Annotated in this window: 17 protein-coding genes; 13 read left to right on the top strand and 4 right to left on the bottom strand. The window is 73.5% G+C overall.

Going from position 1 to position 18,055, the window contains the following annotated elements:
* Positions 1-71: 71 nt before the first annotated feature.
* The 4 genes from GD748_RS05565 (at position 72) to GD748_RS05550 (ending at position 3,836) form a co-directional block, all read left to right on the top strand.
* Entirely contained in the window at positions 72-551 is a 480-nt protein-coding gene (locus GD748_RS05565; protein ID WP_152194135.1) for a hypothetical protein, read from the top strand.
* A gap of 10 nt (positions 552-561) precedes the next feature.
* A complete protein-coding gene (locus GD748_RS05560; RefSeq protein ID WP_152194134.1) occupies positions 562-1,023 on the top strand; it encodes a DUF421 domain-containing protein in 462 nt (153 codons plus the stop codon).
* Between the two features lie 115 nt (positions 1,024-1,138).
* Positions 1,139-2,128 carry a J domain-containing protein gene (locus tag GD748_RS05555; protein ID WP_152194133.1) on the top strand — a complete coding sequence of 330 codons (990 nt, stop codon included), beginning with the start codon at positions 1,139-1,141 and terminating at the stop codon, positions 2,126-2,128.
* Between the two features lie 121 nt (positions 2,129-2,249).
* Complete coding sequence (locus GD748_RS05550; RefSeq protein ID WP_152194132.1) at positions 2,250-3,836, top strand: hypothetical protein; 1,587 nt, start codon at positions 2,250-2,252, stop codon at positions 3,834-3,836.
* A 106-nt stretch (positions 3,837-3,942) separates the two neighbouring features.
* Here the strand turns inward: GD748_RS05550 and GD748_RS05545 are convergent, their stop codons facing one another.
* Positions 3,943-5,190 (bottom strand): PQQ-dependent sugar dehydrogenase, encoded by a 1,248-nt coding sequence (locus GD748_RS05545; protein WP_152194131.1) that lies wholly within the window; start codon positions 5,188-5,190, stop codon positions 3,943-3,945.
* A 111-nt stretch (positions 5,191-5,301) separates the two neighbouring features.
* On the opposite strand from GD748_RS05545, the gene GD748_RS19435 reads away from it, so the two are divergent.
* The 3 genes from GD748_RS19435 to GD748_RS05535 all read left to right on the top strand — a co-directional run bounded on the left by GD748_RS19435 (position 5,302) and on the right by GD748_RS05535 (position 8,512).
* The gene (locus GD748_RS19435) at positions 5,302-5,469 is read left to right on the top strand and encodes a hypothetical protein (protein WP_193312827.1); all 168 of its coding nucleotides are present in this window, start codon (positions 5,302-5,304) and stop codon (positions 5,467-5,469) included.
* A gap of 74 nt (positions 5,470-5,543) precedes the next feature.
* On the top strand, positions 5,544-6,902 hold the full coding sequence (locus GD748_RS05540; RefSeq protein WP_193312826.1) for a zinc-dependent alcohol dehydrogenase: 1,359 nt from the start codon (positions 5,544-5,546) through the stop codon (positions 6,900-6,902).
* Complete coding sequence (locus tag GD748_RS05535; RefSeq protein ID WP_152194130.1) at positions 6,899-8,512, top strand: NAD-dependent epimerase/dehydratase family protein; 1,614 nt, start codon at positions 6,899-6,901, stop codon at positions 8,510-8,512. Before GD748_RS05540 ends, GD748_RS05535 begins: the two co-directional genes overlap by 4 nt.
* Before the next feature lie 43 nt (positions 8,513-8,555).
* On the opposite strand, the gene GD748_RS19430 is transcribed toward GD748_RS05535, so the two are convergent.
* Positions 8,556-8,702, bottom strand: coding sequence for a hypothetical protein (locus GD748_RS19430; RefSeq protein WP_193312825.1), 147 nt, complete (start codon positions 8,700-8,702; stop codon positions 8,556-8,558).
* A 219-nt stretch (positions 8,703-8,921) separates the two neighbouring features.
* Here GD748_RS19430 and GD748_RS05530 point away from each other — a divergent pair, with 219 nt between their 5' ends.
* Positions 8,922-9,689 carry an alpha/beta fold hydrolase gene (locus tag GD748_RS05530; protein ID WP_152194129.1) on the top strand — a complete coding sequence of 256 codons (768 nt, stop codon included), beginning with the start codon at positions 8,922-8,924 and terminating at the stop codon, positions 9,687-9,689.
* 14 nt (positions 9,690-9,703) lie between these two features.
* Positions 9,704-10,861, top strand: a complete 1,158-nt coding sequence (locus tag GD748_RS05525) for a glutamate--cysteine ligase (RefSeq protein ID WP_152194128.1) — start codon at positions 9,704-9,706, stop codon at positions 10,859-10,861.
* Between the two features lie 44 nt (positions 10,862-10,905).
* Here GD748_RS05525 and GD748_RS05520 read toward each other — a convergent pair whose 3' ends face one another.
* The gene (locus GD748_RS05520; RefSeq protein ID WP_152194127.1) at positions 10,906-11,724 is read right to left on the bottom strand and encodes an ABC transporter permease; all 819 of its coding nucleotides are present in this window, start codon (positions 11,722-11,724) and stop codon (positions 10,906-10,908) included.
* Complete coding sequence (locus tag GD748_RS05515) at positions 11,721-12,803, bottom strand: ATP-binding cassette domain-containing protein (RefSeq protein ID WP_152194126.1); 1,083 nt, start codon at positions 12,801-12,803, stop codon at positions 11,721-11,723. The genes GD748_RS05520 and GD748_RS05515 overlap by 4 nt, the downstream gene beginning before the upstream one ends.
* A 106-nt stretch (positions 12,804-12,909) precedes the next feature.
* Between GD748_RS05515 and GD748_RS05510 the strand changes: the two genes are divergently transcribed.
* The 4 genes from GD748_RS05510 (at position 12,910) to GD748_RS05495 (ending at position 18,053) form a co-directional block, all read left to right on the top strand.
* A complete protein-coding gene (locus tag GD748_RS05510) occupies positions 12,910-13,662 on the top strand; it encodes a TetR/AcrR family transcriptional regulator (protein WP_152194125.1) in 753 nt (250 codons plus the stop codon).
* 106 nt (positions 13,663-13,768) lie between these two features.
* Complete coding sequence (locus GD748_RS05505; RefSeq protein ID WP_152194124.1) at positions 13,769-14,245, top strand: RNA polymerase sigma factor; 477 nt, start codon at positions 13,769-13,771, stop codon at positions 14,243-14,245.
* Positions 14,246-14,461: 216 nt separating this feature from the next.
* Complete coding sequence (locus GD748_RS05500) at positions 14,462-15,886, top strand: hypothetical protein (protein WP_152194123.1); 1,425 nt, start codon at positions 14,462-14,464, stop codon at positions 15,884-15,886.
* Positions 15,887-16,211: 325 nt separating this feature from the next.
* Positions 16,212-18,053 (top strand): patatin-like phospholipase family protein, encoded by a 1,842-nt coding sequence (locus GD748_RS05495; protein WP_152194122.1) that lies wholly within the window; start codon positions 16,212-16,214, stop codon positions 18,051-18,053.
* The last annotated feature ends 2 nt before the right edge of the window (positions 18,054-18,055 follow it).

Raw genomic sequence — 18,055 nt, 5'->3', positions numbered from 1 at the left:
GGCGCCATGCTCGCAGGACGACGGAGCCGCGCCTCGGCGCCGTGCTCGCTCCACGACGAGGGGAGGGACCCGTGAGCCTGGACGTCAGGAAGCACGAGAAGTTCCAGCATCTCGAGTGGCGCTGGCAACGTGCGGGCTGGCTCCTGCTGACGCTCTTCGTGCTCGCCGGTCTGCTGGGGCTCCTCGGCACGGGCCCGTTGAGCTGGACCACCGTGAACGACGGAGCCGTCACCGTCGAGCTGGACCGGGTCACGCGCCACGAGGCGGACGACTCGATCACCTTCGTCTTCGGGCCCGAGGCCGTGCAGGACGGCACCATCACGGCCGAGCTGACCGGGGACTGGCCCTCCGGCGTGGACCTGTCGGGCATCTCGCCCGAGCCGTCCGAGCAGCTCCTCGTGCCCGGCGGGATGGTGCTCGAGTTCATGGTCGACGAGCCCGGGGAGACCGAGGTGTCGCTGAGCTTCCGCGCGCAGCGGCACGGCACGCTCGCGGCCGAGCTCGCCGTCGGGTCCGACTCCGTCGCATTCAGCCAGTTCGTGATGCCCTGAGGAGGCTCGGATGGACAGCGTTCTTCGCGCGGTGGCGATCTACGGGATCCTGCTGCTGCTCTTCCGGCTCCTGGGCAAGCGCTCGCTGTCCCAGGTGACGACCTTCGACTTCGTCATCCTGCTGATCGTCGGCGAGGCGACGCAGCAGGCGATCCTCGGCGAGGACTTCTCTCTCACCCACGCCGCCCTGGTGGTCACCACGCTGCTCCTGCTCGAGCGGGCCGCGGACTACCTGGGCTGGCGCTCGCTGCGGTTCCGCCGGGTGACGGAGTCCGTGCCCCTGGTGGTCGTCGAGGACGGCAAGGTGCTGAAGGACGTCCTGGCGAAGGAGCACCTCACGGAGGACGACGTCATGACTGCCGCCCGGGAGTCGCAGGGCCTCGAACGGATGGACCAGATCAAGTGGGCGGTCCTCGAGAGCTCCGGCGGGATCAGCGTCGTCCCGAAGATGAACGCCGCGCCTCAGGCCTGACCGCCAGGTCCGGCAGCACGCCAGGCCCGACAACACCGGTCGCCGGGTGGCCGCCGGCCGGCAGCGGCGCGATGTACGGTGAGATCCGCCCCCGCTCCCTTCCCCGCAGGCTCCCATGACCGACGTAGCGTCCGGCGCCACCCCGTACGACGTCCTCGGTGTCGACCGCCACGCGTCCGCCGAGGACCTGCGCCGCGCCTACCGACGCAGGCAGCGCCAGACGCACCCGGACCTCGGTGGCGATCCCGCGGCGTTCCACGCGGTGCAGCTCGCGTGGGAGCGCGTCGGCACCGCGGCCGGCCGGGCGGAGTACGACCGCACGGCCGGCGGCGCGCCGCGCTCGGCGAGATTCGCCGAGGACGACGAGGGCACGCGGGTATGGACGACCGGCACCCGGCGCGGGAGCGCCAGCGCTCCGGGGCGGGCGCGCTCGTACGGCCATCCCGGCGGGGCGTCGCGCCAGCGCTACCTCACGCTCATGCGTGAGTGGGTCGGCCGCGGCGTCGACCTGTCCGACCCCTACCAGGAGGACCTCGTCCAGCGCGCCCCGGCGGAGATCCGGCACGCCCTCGCCGACGCGCTCGCCGAGGAGGCCACCGCGCGGACGCTCAGCGCCCTCGGCCCAGCCTTCGCGGTGTGGCACGACGTCGCCACCGCGGCCGGCGGGGGCGGGTGGGCGGACGACGCCGACATCGCGTCGACCGAGGCGGCGAAGATCGACCACGTGGTGCTCGGGCCGACCGGCGTGTTCGTCCTGCAGTCCGAGGACTGGGGTGCTCCGGTGCGCCCCCGTGGCGCAGAGCTGGCGAGCGCCGCGCTGGCGCCGGGCGAGCAGCCGGTCAGGTCGCTCGCCCGCCGGGCCCGGATCGCGAGGTCGTGGCGGGTGGCCGTGACCGCCCTGGTGGTCGTGCTGCCCGACGGCGCGCTGGACGAGGACGTCATCCTGCTGCGCCGGGGCCGCGGACGCCGACCGGCCCGCCTCGCGGTGCGGCGCAGCTCGCTGGGCTTCCTGCTCACCGTGGGCCTGCCCGGCTCGGGCAGGCTGCCGGACGCCGCGTTCTTCGAGCTCCGCACGCGGCTGCAGGAGCACGTCCGGTTCGTCTGACGAGTCCGACCACCGAACCGCGGACAGGACGGAAGGCCGCCGATACGGTCGGTCCGTGCCCTGAACTGTTCGTCGCGGGGCGCGACCGACACCGTTGCCGGCCTGCAGAGGGACCACGTCCATGAGCCCCACCCACGACCCAGCCCGTGACCGCGCCTTCCTACACCGCCCGTCCCATGACCGCTCGTCCGGCTCGATCCGGGCCTCCCTGATCGTGCGCACCGGCCTCGCGGCCATCGCCGGAGCCTCCCTGCTGCTCGTCGGGGCGGCCGTACCGTCGCACGCGGCGCCGTCGGTGCAGCCCGGCACCTACACCGGGAGCGACTCGGACGACAACAGGCCGAGCCTGCAGGTCTCCGCGGACGGCAAGGTCGTCGACTTCACCATCACCGTCTTTCCCTCCTGCGCACCCGAGGGCGTCACCGCGACGCTCGGCGCCCCGCTGCCCATCGCCGACGACGGCAGCTTCACCGCCGACGTGACGCACAACCTGGACGTCGACGGTCAGACCGTCGTCGCCGTCAGCGAGCTCGAGGGAGAAGTCACCGCCGACGGGATCGCCGAGGGCCAGTACAGCTTCGAGCTGCCGGACCACGCGTGCGGCGACATGGCGTACTTCTGGTTGCGCAACGAGGCCACCAGGGCCACCGAGCCACCGCGGCCCACCGGTCCCGTGGCAGTGGCACCCGGTACCTACCGCGACGGATCCGGCGGCACCCTGACCGTCGTGAACGGCCGGATCACGGAGTTCGCCCGGTCCTACAGCTGGTTCTGCGGGCTGAGCTACGCGGGCATCCGGCCCGGGACCTTCGAGTCCGTCGCCATCGGCGCGGACGGCAGCTTCAGCGCGCAGCAGCCGGACGGTGCCGGGGGCACCGACACGCTTCGCGGCCAGTTCCACCACGACGGGTCGGTCTGGGGCTCCGTCGACCACACCAACGCTGGCAGCTTCTGTGCCGGTGGCACCGGCTTCACCATGAACCGGCCCGGCGGCGGCAGCACCGTGCCACCTGCTCCGCAGCAGCACGGCTTCTTCCTCAACGACAGCTGGACCGCCAAGGCCAACCACGTCTTCCACTACGGCAGGTTCGCCGACGAGGTCCTCATGGGCGACTGGGACGGCGACGGCGACGACACCGTCCTGCTGCGCCGGGGACGCCAGTTCTTCGTCAACAACGCCCTCGCCGGCGGGAACGCCGAGAAGGTGATCACCTACGGCCGCCCGGACGACGTCGTCGTCGTCGGCGACTTCGACGGCGACGGTGTCGACGGGATCGCCGTTCGCCGCGGCGCCGAGTACCACGTGCTCAACGACATGAACCGTCTCTCGGGTCCGGCCGACCAGGTCGTCGTGTACGGCCGCCCCGGGGACCAGGTCGTCGTGGGTGACTGGGACGGCGACGGCAAGGACACCTTCGCGGTCCGGCGCGGGGCGCAGTACTTCGTGAAGAACACCATCGCCCCGGGTGCCGCCGACGCGGTCGTCGTCTACGGCAGGCCCGCCGACATCACGCTGGCCGGAGACTGGGACGGCGACGGCAAGGACACCTTCGCGGTCCGGCGGGGGTCGCAGTACTTCGTGAAGAACACCATCGCCCCGGGCAAGGCGGACCGGGAGGTCACCTACGGACGGGCCGGTGACGAGGTCTACGTCGGCGACTGGGACGGCGACGGCGAGGACTCCCTCGGGGTGCGCCGCGCCCCCTGATCGTGCCGCGGGACCGTGGTGCTGATCGTGCGCACGGGGGCTGTCGTCCGCCCGATCGGACGACGGCGCCCGGCGCACGTCTCGCGGCCTGCTCTCAGCCCTGCTCTCAGCGCTGCTCGGGTTCGGCTGCGGTACCGGGGTCGACGACGACCAGGCGGTCGTCGTCGGGCGTCGGCTCGCCGCGGGAGAGGTTCGACGTGAGCAGCCACAGCGCACCCGCGCCGTCCACCTCGACGGCGCGCAGCCGCCCGTACTCGCCGACGAGGAGCCGCTCGGGCTCGCCGACGGTGCCGTCGCCCGTCAGCGGCACCCGCCAGAGCGACTCACCCCGCAGCGCGGCGAGGTAGACGGCGTCGTCGGTGACCGCGAGGCCGCTGGGGGACGCCTCGTCGGGGGACCACTGGTGCAGCGGGTCGACGAACGTCTCGCCGCCGCCGGCGCCCTCGACCACCGGCCAGCCGTAGTTGCCGCCCGGCTCGATGAGGTTGAGCTCGTCGAAGGTGTTCTGACCGAACTCGCTGGCGTACATCCGCCCGTCGGCGTCCCAGCCGATGCCCTGGACGTTGCGGTGCCCCATGGACCACACCGGTGAGCCGGCGAACGGGTTGCCGGCCGGCACGCCGCCGTCGGCGTCGATCCGCAGGATCTTGCCGCCGAGCGACTCGGGGTCCTGAGCCCGGCCCGGCTCCCCCGCGTCGCCGGTGGTGACGTACAGGTACCCGTCCGGCCCGAAGGCCAGGCGGCCACCGTTGTGGTTGCTCGCCCGCGGGATCCCGTCGAGCACCACGGAGTCCGGCTCGAGCGAGTCGTCCGTCAGCCGCATGCGGACCACCCGGTTGTCGTGCGCCGTCGTCAGGTACACGAACACGATGCCGGTGACGGCGACGTCCGGGGCGACGGCGATGCCGAGCAGGCCGCCCTCCCCGCCCGGCGCGACGTCCGGGACGGTGCCGAGGCGGCGGACCTGTCCGTCCGGCGTCACGCGCAGGACCTCGCCGGTGTCGCGCTCGGTGACCAGGGCGTCGCCGTCGGGCAGGAGGGCGAGGCCCCAGGGCGTGTGCAGCCCGGTGACCAGGACTCCCGGCTCCGCTGCTTCCGCGGCCGGGTCCGACGTCGACCCGTCGGACGTCAATCCGTCGGACGCGGATCCGTCGGACGGCGCCCCACCCTGCGCGGAACCGTCGGAGGACCCACCGGGCGTCGTCGACGTCGTCCCCGGTCCGGAGGGGTCAGCCGCCGGGGAGTCGGAGGGCGGCACGTCCTCGGCCTGTGACCCGGATCGGTCCGGCGGGCCGGAACAGGCGGCGAGAAGCAGCAGCACCAGCGCCGTGGCGCCGCCACGGGAGGAGCGCATGCCCCATTGTGGCGGACGGTGCGGGGCGCGGCCAGGTCGCCGGTGCCGGGCGCGACCAGGTCGCCGCTGCCACCAGATGCGGCACCACCTGCCCGGTGCGACCGTTGACGCATGAGCGAGAACACCAGCAGCCCGAACACTCCGTCCGAGGAGCCGTACGACGCCTCGAAGAACCCCGACGCCGACCCCGGCGAGCTCGAGTCGCGCGAACCCGCGGACCAGCCGGACCAGGCCGAGGGCGAGGACAACCCGGAGGAGTACGGCACCGGCCAGGCCTGAGCCGTCGGAGCGACCCAGCAACCATCACGTCCCCGGCGGGCGTCCAGCGACCCTCGGGGCCCCAAGGAGGACCTGTGCGCGCAGTGACCTGGCAGGGCAAGGAGGACGTCCGGGTGGAGAACGTCCCGGACCCCGTGCTGAAGGACCCCACGGACGCGATCGTGCGGATCACGTCGACCGCCATCTGCGGCTCGGACCTGCACCTGTACACGGTGCTCGCTCCATTCCTCGACGCCGGCGACGTCCTCGGCCACGAGCCGATGGGCATCGTCGAGGAGGTCGGCGCCGAGGTCAGCCACATCCGGCCCGGCGACCGCGTCGTCATCCCCTTCGTGATCGCCTGCGGCTCGTGCTGGATGTGCACGAAGGGGCTGCACACGCAGTGCGAGACCACCCAGGTCCGCGAGCACGACTCCGGCGCCTCGCTGCTCGGCTACACCAAGCTCTACGGCCAGGTCCCGGGCGGGCAGGCGGAGTACCTGCGGGTCCCGCAGGCCCACTTCGGCCCGATCCCCGTGCCCGACGACGGCGAGCCGGACGAGCGCTACCTCTACCTCTCTGACGTGGTCCCCACCTCCTGGCAGGCCGTCGAGTACGCCGACATCCCACCCGGCGGCTCCGTCACCGTCCTCGGTCTCGGCCCGATCGGCCAGATGAGCAGCCGCATCGCCAAGCATCGCGGCGCCGGCCGGGTGATCGCCGTCGACCGCGTCCCCGAACGCCTCGCGATGGCCCGCCGCCACGGCATCGAGACGATCGACCTGCGCGACGTGGACGACCTGGCCACCGCCGTACGCGACCTCACCGACGGGCGGGGGACGGACTCGGTGATCGACGCCGTGGGGATGGAGGCGCACGGCTCGCCGGTCGCCAAGGGGGTCCAGGCCGCCGCCGGGCTGCTGCCCGACGTCATCGCGCGCCCCGTCTTCAAGCACGCCGGTGTCGACCGGCTCGCCGCCCTGCACGCCGCGGTCCAGGTGGTCCGCCGCGGCGGCACCATCTCCCTCTCGGGCGTCTACGGCGGCGCTGCCGACCCCATGCCGATGCTCACGCTCTTCGACAAGCAGGTCACCCTCCGGATGGGGCAGGCCAACGTCAAGCGCTGGATCGACGACGTCCTCCCCCTCGTCTCCGACACCGCCGACCCGCTCGGCGTGCTGGACCTGCGCACCCACCGGCTGCCGCTCGAGGACGCACCCGGCGCCTACTCGAAGTTCCAGAAGAAGCAGGACGGCGCCATCAAGGTCGTCCTCGACCCCACGCTGCCGACGTCCGGCGCGGCGTCCGCCACCGGCACCACAGCCGCCGCTACCACGACGGGCACACCTGGCACGAGTGGCACGAGTGGCACGAATGGCACGAATGGCACGACCGGCACGACGGGCACGACAGCCGCACCGCACGTGCCGCCGTCGCCCACCCCGGCGCCATGAGGGTCGTCGTCGTCGGCGGCTCCGGCAACGCGGGGACCGCGATCATGCGAGCCCTCGCCAACGAGCCCGCCATCACCTCCGTGGTCGGTCTCGCGCGCCGCGAGCCGGACACGGACGAGCCGCCGTACGACGTCGCCGACTGGGTGGACCTGGACGTCGGCGAGCAGACGCAGGACGACGCCGACGAGGAGAGCCTCCTGACGCGGCTGATCGACGCGCTGCGCGGCGCGGACGCCGTCATCCACCTGGCCTGGCTGATCCAGCCGAACCACGAGCGCGACATCATGCGCCGGACCAACGTGGACGGCACCGCCCGGGTGGCCGAGGCGTGCGCCCGAGCCGGGGTCCCGCACCTCGTGGTCGCCTCGTCGGTGGGCGCCTACACCCCAGTCGACGACGACATCCCTCGTGACGAGACGTGGTCGACCACCGGGGTGCCGACCTCCCACTACAGCGTTGACAAGGCTGACCAGGAGCGGGTGCTGGACGCCTTCGAGGCCGCGCACCCCGACGTCACGGTCGCGCGCGTGCGTCCCGCGCTGATCTTCCAGGACGACGCCGGCGCCGAGATCGTCCGCTACTTCGTCGGTGCCCTCGTCCCACCGGCTCTGCTGCGTCCGGGGCGCCTCCCCGTCCTGCCGCTGCCGACCGGTCTGCGTCTGCAGGTCGTGCACGCCGACGACATCGCCGACGCCTATCTCCGCGTGGTCCTCCGGCGCGCGTCGGGGGCCTTCAACGTCGCGACCGACCCCGTGCTCACCGGGCCCGACCTGGCGCGCATCGCGGACCACGGACGCCTGGTCGAGATCCCGCCGAAGGCGCTGCGCCCGCTGCTGTCCCTGGCCTGGCAGGGCCGGCTGGTGCCCACCGACCCCGGCTGGCTCGACATGGGCATGGGTGCGCCGCTGATGGACACCACGCGAGCGCGCACCGAGCTCGGCTGGGCACCCGTCCACGACGCGGAGGAGACGCTGCGCGAGCTGATGGAGGGCATGGCCGCCGGGGCCGGGCACGCCAGCGGGCCGATGCGGCCCCGACGGCGCTGGCCGGCCGACGCCGCGCCGCCGTCCTACGACGAGGACAGCATCCCCGGTGGCGCGCACGTGCCCGCGACGATCGAGCGCGACCTGCTCGGCCTGTACCTGTCCGACCACCTCACGGGCGCGACCGCCGGGCTGAGCCGTGTCCGGCGGATGGCCCAGGCCTACGCGGACACCAGCCTCGCCCCCGACCTGGAGCGTCTCGCACGCGACATCGCCGCCGAGCGCGAGCTCCTGGAGCAGCTCTTCACCACCCTCGGCCTGCACCGGCGGCCCCACCGCCAGGCCGCCGCCTGGGTGGGCGAGCACGTCGGGCGGCTCAAGCTCAACGGGCGGCTGACGAGCCGCTCCCCCATGAGCGTCCAGCTCGAGATCGAGCTGATGCGCTCTGCGGTCGTGGGTAAGCTGGGCGTCTGGCAGACGCTGACGGAGCTCGCTCCCGAGCTCGGTCTGCCGCGCGAGCGCTTCGCCGCGCTCGCCGACCAGGCCCGCGAGCACGCCGCCGTCCTCGACCGGCTGCACGAGCAGGTGCGCGGCGCGACCTTCCGGGTGGACCGCCAGATCGAGTAGGCCAGGACGACGTCGTCGCCGGGGTCTTGGCCGGCTGACCTCGTCAGTGCGGGTCGGGCTCGGCGCGCAGCAGGTCGGCGGCCTCCTCCTCGGGCCTGGGTGGGACCGTCTCGTCCTCCTCCAGCAGCACGGGGTCCTCGAAGTGCGGGTCGTGCGGCCGACGGGGCGGGGGCTGGGGTGGTAGCGACATGGCGAGCCTCCCTCGTGCGGTGGTTCTCAGCCTATGACCGTCCGCGGCGGGCGGCCCCGTGTTGGGGGCATCACCCGGTGATCCGGCGTCGGCCGGGACATCGGTGAGGATCTGGTGCACCAGGAGCACCGAACCGTCACCGATCCGTCAGCCGCACCGACGACGCGGCTCTCGTCGGCGTCCCTGGTGCGCGCGCCTCGGTGCCCCTACCGTTCGGGCATGCTGCTCGACCACGAGATCACCGGCTCCGGGCCCGGCGTCGTCCTCCTGCACGCCGGCGTCGCGGACCGACGGATGTGGGAGCACCAGCGGGACGTGCTGGCCGCCGCCGGCTACCGGGTGCTCTGCCCGGACCTGCGCGGGTACGGCGGCACGCCGGCCGCGACCACCCCGTACGACGAGGCGGCGGACGTGCGCGACCTGGTGGACCGCCTCGGGCTCGGACGGTTCGCGCTCGTGGGCGCCTCGGCCGGCGGCTCCGTGGCCCTGCAGCTCGCCGCCCGGTGGCCGCACCGGGTGCTGGCCCTCGTGCTGCTGTGCCCGGCGGCGCCCGGTCTCGAGCCGTCGGCGGAGCTGCGGGGGCGCTGGCGCGCGGAGGGAGAGCTCCTGGACGACGGCGACGTCGCGGGCGCCGTCGCGCTGAACGTCTCGTCGTGGCTCGGACCCGAGGCGGACGACGCCGCGCGGACGCTCGTGACCGAGATGCAGCAGCGGGCGTTCGAGCTCCAGCTGGTCGAGGGTGCCGTCGAGGCGGACGACGCGGACGTGGACCTCGCGGACGTCACCGCACCCACGCTCGCCGTCAGCGGCGACCTCGACCTTTCCGATTTCGCCGGGGTCGCCGACCGGGTGGCCGCGGCGGTGCCCGGCGCGGAGCGCGTCCGTCTCGCCGGCGTTGGCCATCTGCCGAGCCTCGAGCGGCCGGACGCGACGGCCTCGCTCGTGCGGGACTTCCTGCTGCGCCACGTGCCGACCGGCGGGAGCTGATCCACACTTGCCCGATGCGGACGGTGGGGGTCGAGGAGGAGCTGCTGCTCGTCGAGAGCGGTAGCGGGCGGGCGCTGTCCGTCGCCGGGCGGGTTCTCGCGCGTGCTGCCGCGACCGCGGCCGAGATCGCCGAGGCGGGTGCGACCGCGTCGGTGGGTGCGGGCGCGCCGACTGCCGAGTCACCGGGCGGGATCCTCGACAAGGAGCTCCAGCAGCAGCAGATCGAGACCGACACCCGCCCGCACACCGAACTCGGCGCGCTCGAGGACGAGCTGCGCGGCTGGCGGCGCACGGCGATCGACGCCGCCCGGCAGGTGGGTGCGCGGGTCGCCGCGCTGGCGACCTGTCCCCTGCCGGTCGAGCCGCGCGCGGTCGCCACCCCCCGCTACCGGGCGATGACCGAGCACTTCGGCCTCACGGCGACGGAGAACCTCACCTGCGGGTGTCACGTCCACGTCGCCGTCGACTCCCACGAGGAGGCCGTGGCGGTGCTGGACCGCATCCGCGTGCGTCTGCCGCTCCTGCTGGCGCTCAGTGCCAACTCCCCGTTCTGGCAGGGGCAGGACTCGTCCTACGACAGCTACCGCTCGCAGCTGCAGGTCCGGTGGCCGACGGCCGGGCCGACCGAGATCTTCGGCTCGGCCGAGGTCTACGACGCGATGGTCGCCGACCTCGTCGCCACCGGCGTCCCGCTCGACACCGCGATGGTGTACTTCGACGCCCGCGCCTCGCACCGCTACCCCACGGTGGAGATCCGGGCGGCGGACGTGTGCCTGGACGCCGCGGATGCCGTTCTCGTCGCGGCGCTGGGCCGGGCGCTCGTGGAGACGGCGGCCCGCGAGTGGGCGGCCGGCGAGCCGCCGGCCCCCGTGCCGGCCGCGATGCTGCGGGTCGCGATGTGGCAGGCCGCGCGGGACGGCGTGTCCGGGCAGCTCCTGGAACCGCTGACCGGTCGTCCTCGCCCGGCCGGGCAGGTGCTGGCCGACCTCGTGGCGTACCTCCGTCCGGCCCTGGCGGTCTTCGGCGACGAGGAGCTCGTGACCGAACGGGTCGATGCCGTGCTGACCCGGGGGAACGGGGCGAGCCGGCAGCGCGAGGTGCTGAGCCGGACCGGTCAGCTCGCCGACGTCGTCGCGCACTCCGTGCGTGTCACGGCCGGCCAGGAGGGCTGACCGCACCTCGGACGGCGCGGGCAGCCCGCCCGCTCGGCAGCGGCTCAGCGCGCCGTCCGGCGGCGGAAGAGCACCGCGGCTGCCGGCACGGCGACGACGGTGCCGAGCGCGAGCCAGGCCGCTGTCCACCAGCCCGCGTCACCCAGGGGCAGGTCGAGCAGGAGCGAGCGGAGCGTCTCGACCAGCGGCGTCGTCGGCTGGTGCTCGGCGAACGCGCGCAGCACCGCCGGCATCGACTCCACCGGCACGAAGGCGTCCGACACGTACGGCACGAACAGCACGGCGAAGGAGAACGCGCTGGCCGCCTGGACCGACCTGACCAGCAGCCCCCAGACCACCGCCATCGCGGACACCGTCAGGATGTAGGCGGCGACGACGACCACGACCAGGAGCCAGTCGAGCACCGTGGCGTCCGGACGGAACCCCAGGGCGAACGCGACGGCCAGGGCGATCCCGGTGGTGGCGAGGTTGCGTGCGAGCGAGGCGACGACGTGGCTCGCCGGGACGGTCCAGCTCGCGACGGGCAGCGTGCGGAACCGGTCGATCATCCCGCCGGTCATGTCCTCAGTGATGGCCGCGGCGGTGGCCGCCGCCCCGTAGCCGCCGGACATCAGCATCACCGCCGGCACGACGAAGTCGATGTACGGCAGGCCCCCGGTGCCGGTGTCGATCGCCCCGCCGAAGACGTAGACGAACGTGATCATGATCGCGACGGGCAGCACGACGTTGACGATCATCGCGTCGAGCATGCGGGAGTCGCGCCGCAGGGCCCGGCCGACGAGCAGCCGGAGGTCGTGGACCGAGCTGGTCCGGGTCGCCGGCGCGGCGGGTGCCGGCGTGTGGGTGAGGGTAGCGGTGCTCATGCTGCTGCCTCCGTGAGCTCGAAGAAGACGTCGTCCAGGGTCGGGGTCCGCAGGTCCACCGTCTGCACCGCGATCCCCTCGTCGTGCAGTCGCTGCAGCGTCAGTCGCAGGTGGTCCGGGCCCTGGATCGCCAGGGTGACCCGCCGGGCGGCGGGATCGAGGTGCGGGCCGCCGTCGTCGCTCGCGCCGCCGTCGCGACCGGCGCCGTCGAGGACTCCGCCGGCGCCGGGACCGCCGTCGAGACCCCTGTCGGTGCCCCGGACGGCGTTGCCAGGGGCCCGGTGGTGGGCAGCGCCGTCGCTCGTGCCGCGGAACCCACTCGAGGTGCGCTCGAGCACCAGGCCCGCCCTCTCGACGTCCGCAGCGGTCGGCAGCGTGAGGACGAGCCGCTCGCTGCCCACCCGCTGCTTGAGCGCGGCCGGGGTGTCGTCGGCGACGATCCGACCGCCGTGGATGACGGCGATGCGGTCCGCGAGCTGGTCCGCCTCCTCCAGGTACTGCGTGGTGAGCAGGATCGTGGTCCCCGCGGCCAGCAGCTCGCGGATCACCGACCACAGCTCGGTGCGGCTGCGCGGGTCGAGCCCCGTGGTGGGTTCGTCGAGGAAGAGGATCTGCGGGGCGGCCACCATGGATGCCGCGAGGTCGAGACGACGGCGCATCCCGCCGGAGTAGCCCGACACCCGGCGTCCGGCCGCGCCGCTCAGGCCGAAGCGCTCGAGCAGCTCACCGGCCCGCCGCCGGGCCTGGTCCCGAGGCAGGTGGTAGAGGCCCGCGAAGAGCTCGAGGTTCTCGCGCCCGGTGAGGAGGTCGTCCACCGTGGCCTGCTGAGCGGTCAGGCCGATCCGACGGCGTACGGCGGCACCCTGGCGGGCGACGTCGAGCCCGGCGACCTGGGCCGTGCCGCTGTCGGCGCCGAGGAGCGTCGTCAGGATGCGAACCGTTGTGGTCTTGCCGGAGCCGTTCGGTCCCAGCAGGGCGAGGAGGGAGCCGGTCGGCACCCGCAGGTCGATGCCGTCGAGCACACGGTTGTCCCCGAACGACTTGGTCAGCTGGTCGGCCAGGATCGCCGGTCCGGTCATCACATGCCTCCGATCTGGATCTACGTACGCCTTACTGTGTATCGCGCACGCTGTTGCATGTATTAGATACGCAGTTTTAGGGTGCGGTCAAGAGGATTGGAGACCGATGCCTGACGAACGCGGCCTGCCGCCCGTCGTCGCCCGGATGTGGGGACGTGAGCAGCCCAGCCGCCGAGGTCCCCGGCCGAGCCTCACGCTGGAGCAGATCACCGCGGCAGCGATCGCCATCGCCGACGAGGAGGGGTTGTCCGGCGTCTCCATGGGCGCCGTCGCCGCGCGTCTCGGCGTGGCCACGATGTCGCTCTACCGGTACGTCGGCAGCAAGAGCGAGCTCCTCACCGCCATGCTGGACGCCGTGCCCGCCGGGCCGCCGCCGCTCGGCGACGCCGGGTGGCGCGAGTACCTCGCCGTGTGGACCCGCGCGAACCGCGACATGCTCCTGGCGCACCCCTGGATGCTGCACGTCGCGCGCACGGCACCACCGGTCGGCCCGCGGAGCATGCACTGGCTCGACCGCGCACTGGCGGCGATGGCGGACACGCTGCTGGACGACGGCGAGAAGATCAGCATCGCCACGACGCTGACCGGGTACGCCAACAGCGACGCCCTCCTGACCCACAGCCTGACCGCCGCGGCCGCCGCGCGGGGTCCGGACGGTCTCGGCACGGTCGACGACTACGGCGCCCTGCTCACCGAGCTGCTGGACGCCGAGCACTACCCGACGCTGAGCCGTGTCGTCGCCTCCGGGGTCTTCGCCGGTGGCGAGGAGTGGGTCCAGGACGCCGACTTCCGGTTCGGTCTCGACCTCCTGCTCGACGGCGTCGAGGCGCTCGTCGCACGCCGGGCGGCAAGGACGTAGCCCTCGCGAATCCTGGTTCCTGAGAATTGGCTGGATGGCGCGTGCAAGATGAGGAGCACACGGCACACAGGACAGTCAGGGGCACTGGGACGGCGAGGGAGCGGACGTGGCCGAGCACGATGACGCGTGGTTCGACGCGCTCTTCCGCGCGCACGCCCGGGCCGTGCACCGCTACCTGCTGCGCCGCGCTCCCCAGGATGCCGAGGACCTCGCCGCCGAGGTCCTGACGATCGCGTGGCGACGGCGCGCAGACGTGCCGGACGGCGCGGAGCTGCCCTGGCTTTACCGGACCGCGGGCTTCGTGCTGGCCAACCACCGGCGCAAGAAGTCCGACGTCGCTCTCGAGGTGCTCCCGGAGGAGGGCGACGACGCGGACCCGGCAGACGCCGTCGTCACCGACGAGCTGGTCCGTGGCGCACTGTCCGGGCTGAGCCCCCGCGACCGACGCATCCTGCTGCTGCACGCCTGGGAAGGCCTGGGCGGTGACGACCTCGCCGCGGTGCTGGGCATCTCGCGTGGCGGGGCCGACGCCGCCCTCTCCCGAGCACGGGCGCGCCTCGCGCTGGCGTGGTCCCAGGCGTAGCGGCCCTTCCAGCCGCCGCGGCAAGATCCTGCACCGCTCCGACCCGCCGCGCGGCGCAAGACGCGGGCCGCCGCGGCAAGGTCCCGTACCCCTGCGACCCACCCCGCGGCGCAAGACCCGGGCCGCCGCCGCAAGATCCTGCTCGTCTGCGACACAGACAGACCAGAAGCACTCGCCGCCGCGACCTGTCCGGGTCGCCGAGCGTAGGAGGAGACCATGAACGAGCACACCGACGGGGTCGAGAACGTCCTGCTCGACCGGTTGCGAGCCGCGGACCCGGCCGCCCGCTCCTTCACCGACCTGCACCGCTTGCGCGAGAAGGTCGACGCCCGCATCGCCGCCGACCCGGACGAGATCGATATCCCGCCGGTTGTTGCGGGGGGCACGACGGTTCCGGGGGGCACGACGGCGACCGTGACGGAGCTGGACGCGGCGCGCGACCGGCGCAGGCGGTGGATGAGCGTGGCCGCCGTCGCGGCGGCCGCGGCGGTCGTGGGGGTTGCCGGTTTCGACCTGGGCAGGGGCACGGCCGAGCCGGCACCGAGCGCTGCGCCACCCATCAGCCTGGGCTCCGGCGTCGGGGCGGACGGCTCCGGCGGGATCAGCGGCGCCCAGCCTTTCCGCGGCTCGCAGGAGGCCTACGCCTCAGACGTGTCGATGACCTGGCCGGCGACGTTCGGCCGGACCACCTTCCGCGGGGTGGGGCTCAGCGAGGACACCGCCTCGATCATCACGTGGGCGTTCGACCCCACCCAGAGCTTCACGGCCGGGCGGGCCGCCGAGGCTGCAGAGGTGCTCGGCGTCGAGGGCGAGCCGCAGCTCACCGGTGGCGCTTGGCAGGTCGGCCCCCAGGACGGGACGGCCCCCAGCCTGACGGTCTTCTCGGACGGGTTCACCAGCCTGAACTTCTACAACTCGTCAGCGGACCCGTTCCATTGCATGGAGGTGCTGCCGGCACCTGCCGACGGAGATGCGGCAGTCTCGGGGCCGGCCGAGGGTGACGTCGGGGCGTCGGCCGAGGGCGAGTGCCGGACGGTCGACCTCGGCCCCGCCCCCGTCGGTGACGCGGCGGTCGAGCAGGTTCGCACTCTTCTGGCGGACCTCGGCCTGGACGCCGCTGCCTACGAGTACGAGGTCCACGCGGACGAGATCACGCCGATGACGTCGGTCACCGCACACCAGCTGGTAGGGAGCCAGCGCACCGGTCTCACCTGGTGGGTGAACCTCACCGCAGCCGGCGTCCAGTCCGCCAACGGTCCGCTCGCGCCGCTGACCGAGCTCGGCCTGCAGCCCGTCGTCAGCGCGCAGGAGGCAGTCACCCGACTGAACGACCCGCGGTTCGGCAGCCTCGGTGGCTTCACCACCCTGGCCGCGGACGGGATAGCCGGACCGATGCGTGGCGACGTGGCCGTCCAGGGGCCGACTGACGAGCCCCCGGCACCGCCCGCGGCCGGCACCCCCGTGCCGTGGCCGGTGGAAGAGGTCACGATCGGCGAGGCCCGGCTGGGGCTCGCCCAGCACGTCACCCCGTCGGGTGCGGCCCTGCTGGTCCCCGCCTACGAGCTGACCTCCGAGGACGGCCGCGTCTGGTCCGTCATCGCCGTCGCCGAGTCCGCGCTGGACCTCGCGCCGGCGCACTGAACCGCCACCACGGGTGGCACACCCGAGGCCGGCGGGCCGCACGCGGAGGGCGTGCGGCCGCCGGCCTCTGCTCCACGTCGGCGGGCCGGCGGCAGCCGTTCTCCCCGCCCGCGGCAGCCGTTCTCGCTCGAAACCGCATGCCGTGGACGACCACGCATGCTGCAGCAGGCGTGCTCGTCCACCACGTACGGTTTCACCGGGCGGGGCCGCCCCCGGCGCCATCCACCACACGTGCGACCAACACACCGTCAGCTCCATCCCGCCCAGCTCGCCCATCTCTGTCCGGCGTCGGCGGGCCCGGGGTGACCGACCTAGGGTGGGGCCCATGCGCTCGATAGACGTGCGGTCGAAGCTGCGCCAGATGCTCGAGCCGGAGCCCAGGACCACCGGCCTGGTCCTCAGCGGCGGCGGCTCGCGCTCGAGCTTCCAGATCGGCGCGCTCCGCTACCTCTACGACCGGGCGGACATCACCCCGCAGGTGATCACGGGCACCTCCGCCGGCTCGATCCTCGGCTCGGTCCTCGCCCAGGCCGCGGACCACGACGGTCAGCGGGCTGCGCTCGCCGAGCTCGAGCGCATCTGGCTCGGCATGGACGCCAGCTCAGAGATGTTCACCGAGCTCGACTGGTTCGCACGGCTCCGCGAGCGCGGTCCAGGTTGGCTCGAGGTGCTCTCCCGCCGCCAGCAGCGCCAACGGCCGCTGGGACGGTCCTTCGCGCGGGTCGCGAACCTCACCACGCAACGGCTGGCGCCACTGCGCGAGTCCGTCCGTAAGGCAGGCACGAACGGCAGACGCCCGACGACGACGGACAGCCCCGAGGTGATGGCGGAGCAGACGGCGGACAGCCCCGAGGTGATGGCTGAGCAGCCGACAGGCAGCTCCGAGGCGTCGCCGGACGGAACACGGTCGACGCCGGGCGGGACCGAGAGGGCAGGTAGCCGGTTCAGGGTTGCACCGGACCGGGAAGAGCGGACGCCGGACCGGACCGGCACCGCGCCGGAGTCGGACGAGACCGCACCGGACGCCGTCGCCGCCGAGGAACCGACGGCGGGCAGCACCTGGAACCCGATCGGCGTCGTCGAGATCCTCACCGCCCTGCGCGAGGTGGGACGTGCCCGGCCCGACATCGAGGTCATCCTCCGCGGGGCGGAGAACGCGCGCTCGATGTACCGGCCCGGACCGATCGTCGAGTACCTCCTCGACCCGCGCGTCTTCGTGCCCGAGCGGGTGGCGACGTCCGGCGTGACGCTACGGGTCGCCGTCGTGAGCCTGGAGTCTGGCGAGCTGCGGTACGTCACGGAGACCGGCGCGCTGGTGGACCGCGACAACCGGCCGGTCGACGAGGAGCCGGTGGACCTGGTCGACGCCATCCGAGCGTCCTGCGCCATCCCGGCCGTCTTCCCACCGGTCGCGCTCGGGAGGGAGACCTACGTCGACGGCGGGGTGCGCGAGACCCTGCCGGTCGAGGTCGCGGTCGAGCACCTGGGCGTGGACCGGTGCTACGCCGTCGTCGCCTCCGCCAAGGGCCTGCCACGGCAGGAGAGCTATGCCCACAAGGACCTGCTCTCGATCGTGCTGCGCAGCACCGCCGGCATCATGTCGGACGAGGGCCTGCGGGACGAGGTCGCCTATGCCCGCAACGTCGGCGCCGTCGTCATCGCCCCCGACCTCGACGTCCACGACGCACTGACCGTCGACCCCGGCCTGACCGCCATCTCGATGGACTACGGCTACCTGCGCGCGGCCGAGGCGGTGCAGCGCGCGAAGCCCGCAGAGGAGCAGCTCACCCGCGACATCGTCGGGCTCCGGCGGGAGATCTGGCAGCTCGAGACCGACCTGCTCGCGCCCGACGCCGCACCAGCCGGGGCAGCGGCCACTGCGAGCGTGAGGGCATCGGCCTCCGGCTCCCCGGCAACGGATGCGGCGACGGCCGGCGGCGCCAGGCCAGCGAGCGAGGCGACGGCCAGCAGCCCCACGGCGGGCAGCCCGGATGCCGACGACCCGCCTCCGCGTGACCTCAGCGAGCTCGGCGACCTCAAGCGTCGGCTACGGGCCGCCGTCGGGCAGGTTCCGGCGGACCGGCTGCCACCCGGTGCCGAGACGTGGTGGCGCACGTTCGAGCGGCACCCGTGGGAGATCACCGTCGAGCCGACCTGGCTCGGCTAGAG

Origin of the sequence: Georgenia subflava (assembly GCF_009193155.1) — a bacterium.
Lineage (GTDB): Bacteria > Actinomycetota > Actinomycetes > Actinomycetales > Actinomycetaceae > Georgenia > Georgenia subflava.
The sequence above is the reverse complement of the archived record's forward strand: the minus strand, read 5'-3'. Positions and strand labels throughout refer to the sequence as shown.

Excerpts from the sequence above, each read along its gene's own strand:
- GD748_RS05560 (WP_152194134.1), top strand. The coding sequence starts at position 562 with ATGGACAGCGTTCTTCGCGCGGTGGCGATCTACGGGATCCTGCTGCTG.
- GD748_RS05555 (WP_152194133.1), top strand. The coding sequence starts at position 1,139 with ATGACCGACGTAGCGTCCGGCGCCACCCCGTACGACGTCCTCGGTGTC.
- GD748_RS05550 (WP_152194132.1), top strand. The coding sequence starts at position 2,250 with ATGAGCCCCACCCACGACCCAGCCCGTGACCGCGCCTTCCTACACCGC.
- GD748_RS05545 (WP_152194131.1), bottom strand. The coding sequence starts at position 5,190 with ATGCGCTCCTCCCGTGGCGGCGCCACGGCGCTGGTGCTGCTGCTTCTC.
- GD748_RS19435 (WP_193312827.1), top strand. The coding sequence starts at position 5,302 with ATGAGCGAGAACACCAGCAGCCCGAACACTCCGTCCGAGGAGCCGTAC.
- GD748_RS05535 (WP_152194130.1), top strand. The coding sequence starts at position 6,899 with ATGAGGGTCGTCGTCGTCGGCGGCTCCGGCAACGCGGGGACCGCGATC.
- GD748_RS19430 (WP_193312825.1), bottom strand. The coding sequence starts at position 8,702 with ATGTCGCTACCACCCCAGCCCCCGCCCCGTCGGCCGCACGACCCGCAC.
- GD748_RS05530 (WP_152194129.1), top strand. The coding sequence starts at position 8,922 with ATGCTGCTCGACCACGAGATCACCGGCTCCGGGCCCGGCGTCGTCCTC.
- GD748_RS05525 (WP_152194128.1), top strand. The coding sequence starts at position 9,704 with ATGCGGACGGTGGGGGTCGAGGAGGAGCTGCTGCTCGTCGAGAGCGGT.
- GD748_RS05520 (WP_152194127.1), bottom strand. The coding sequence starts at position 11,724 with ATGAGCACCGCTACCCTCACCCACACGCCGGCACCCGCCGCGCCGGCG.
- GD748_RS05515 (WP_152194126.1), bottom strand. The coding sequence starts at position 12,803 with ATGACCGGACCGGCGATCCTGGCCGACCAGCTGACCAAGTCGTTCGGG.
- GD748_RS05510 (WP_152194125.1), top strand. The coding sequence starts at position 12,910 with ATGCCTGACGAACGCGGCCTGCCGCCCGTCGTCGCCCGGATGTGGGGA.
- GD748_RS05500 (WP_152194123.1), top strand. The coding sequence starts at position 14,462 with ATGAACGAGCACACCGACGGGGTCGAGAACGTCCTGCTCGACCGGTTG.
- GD748_RS05495 (WP_152194122.1), top strand. The coding sequence starts at position 16,212 with ATGCGCTCGATAGACGTGCGGTCGAAGCTGCGCCAGATGCTCGAGCCG.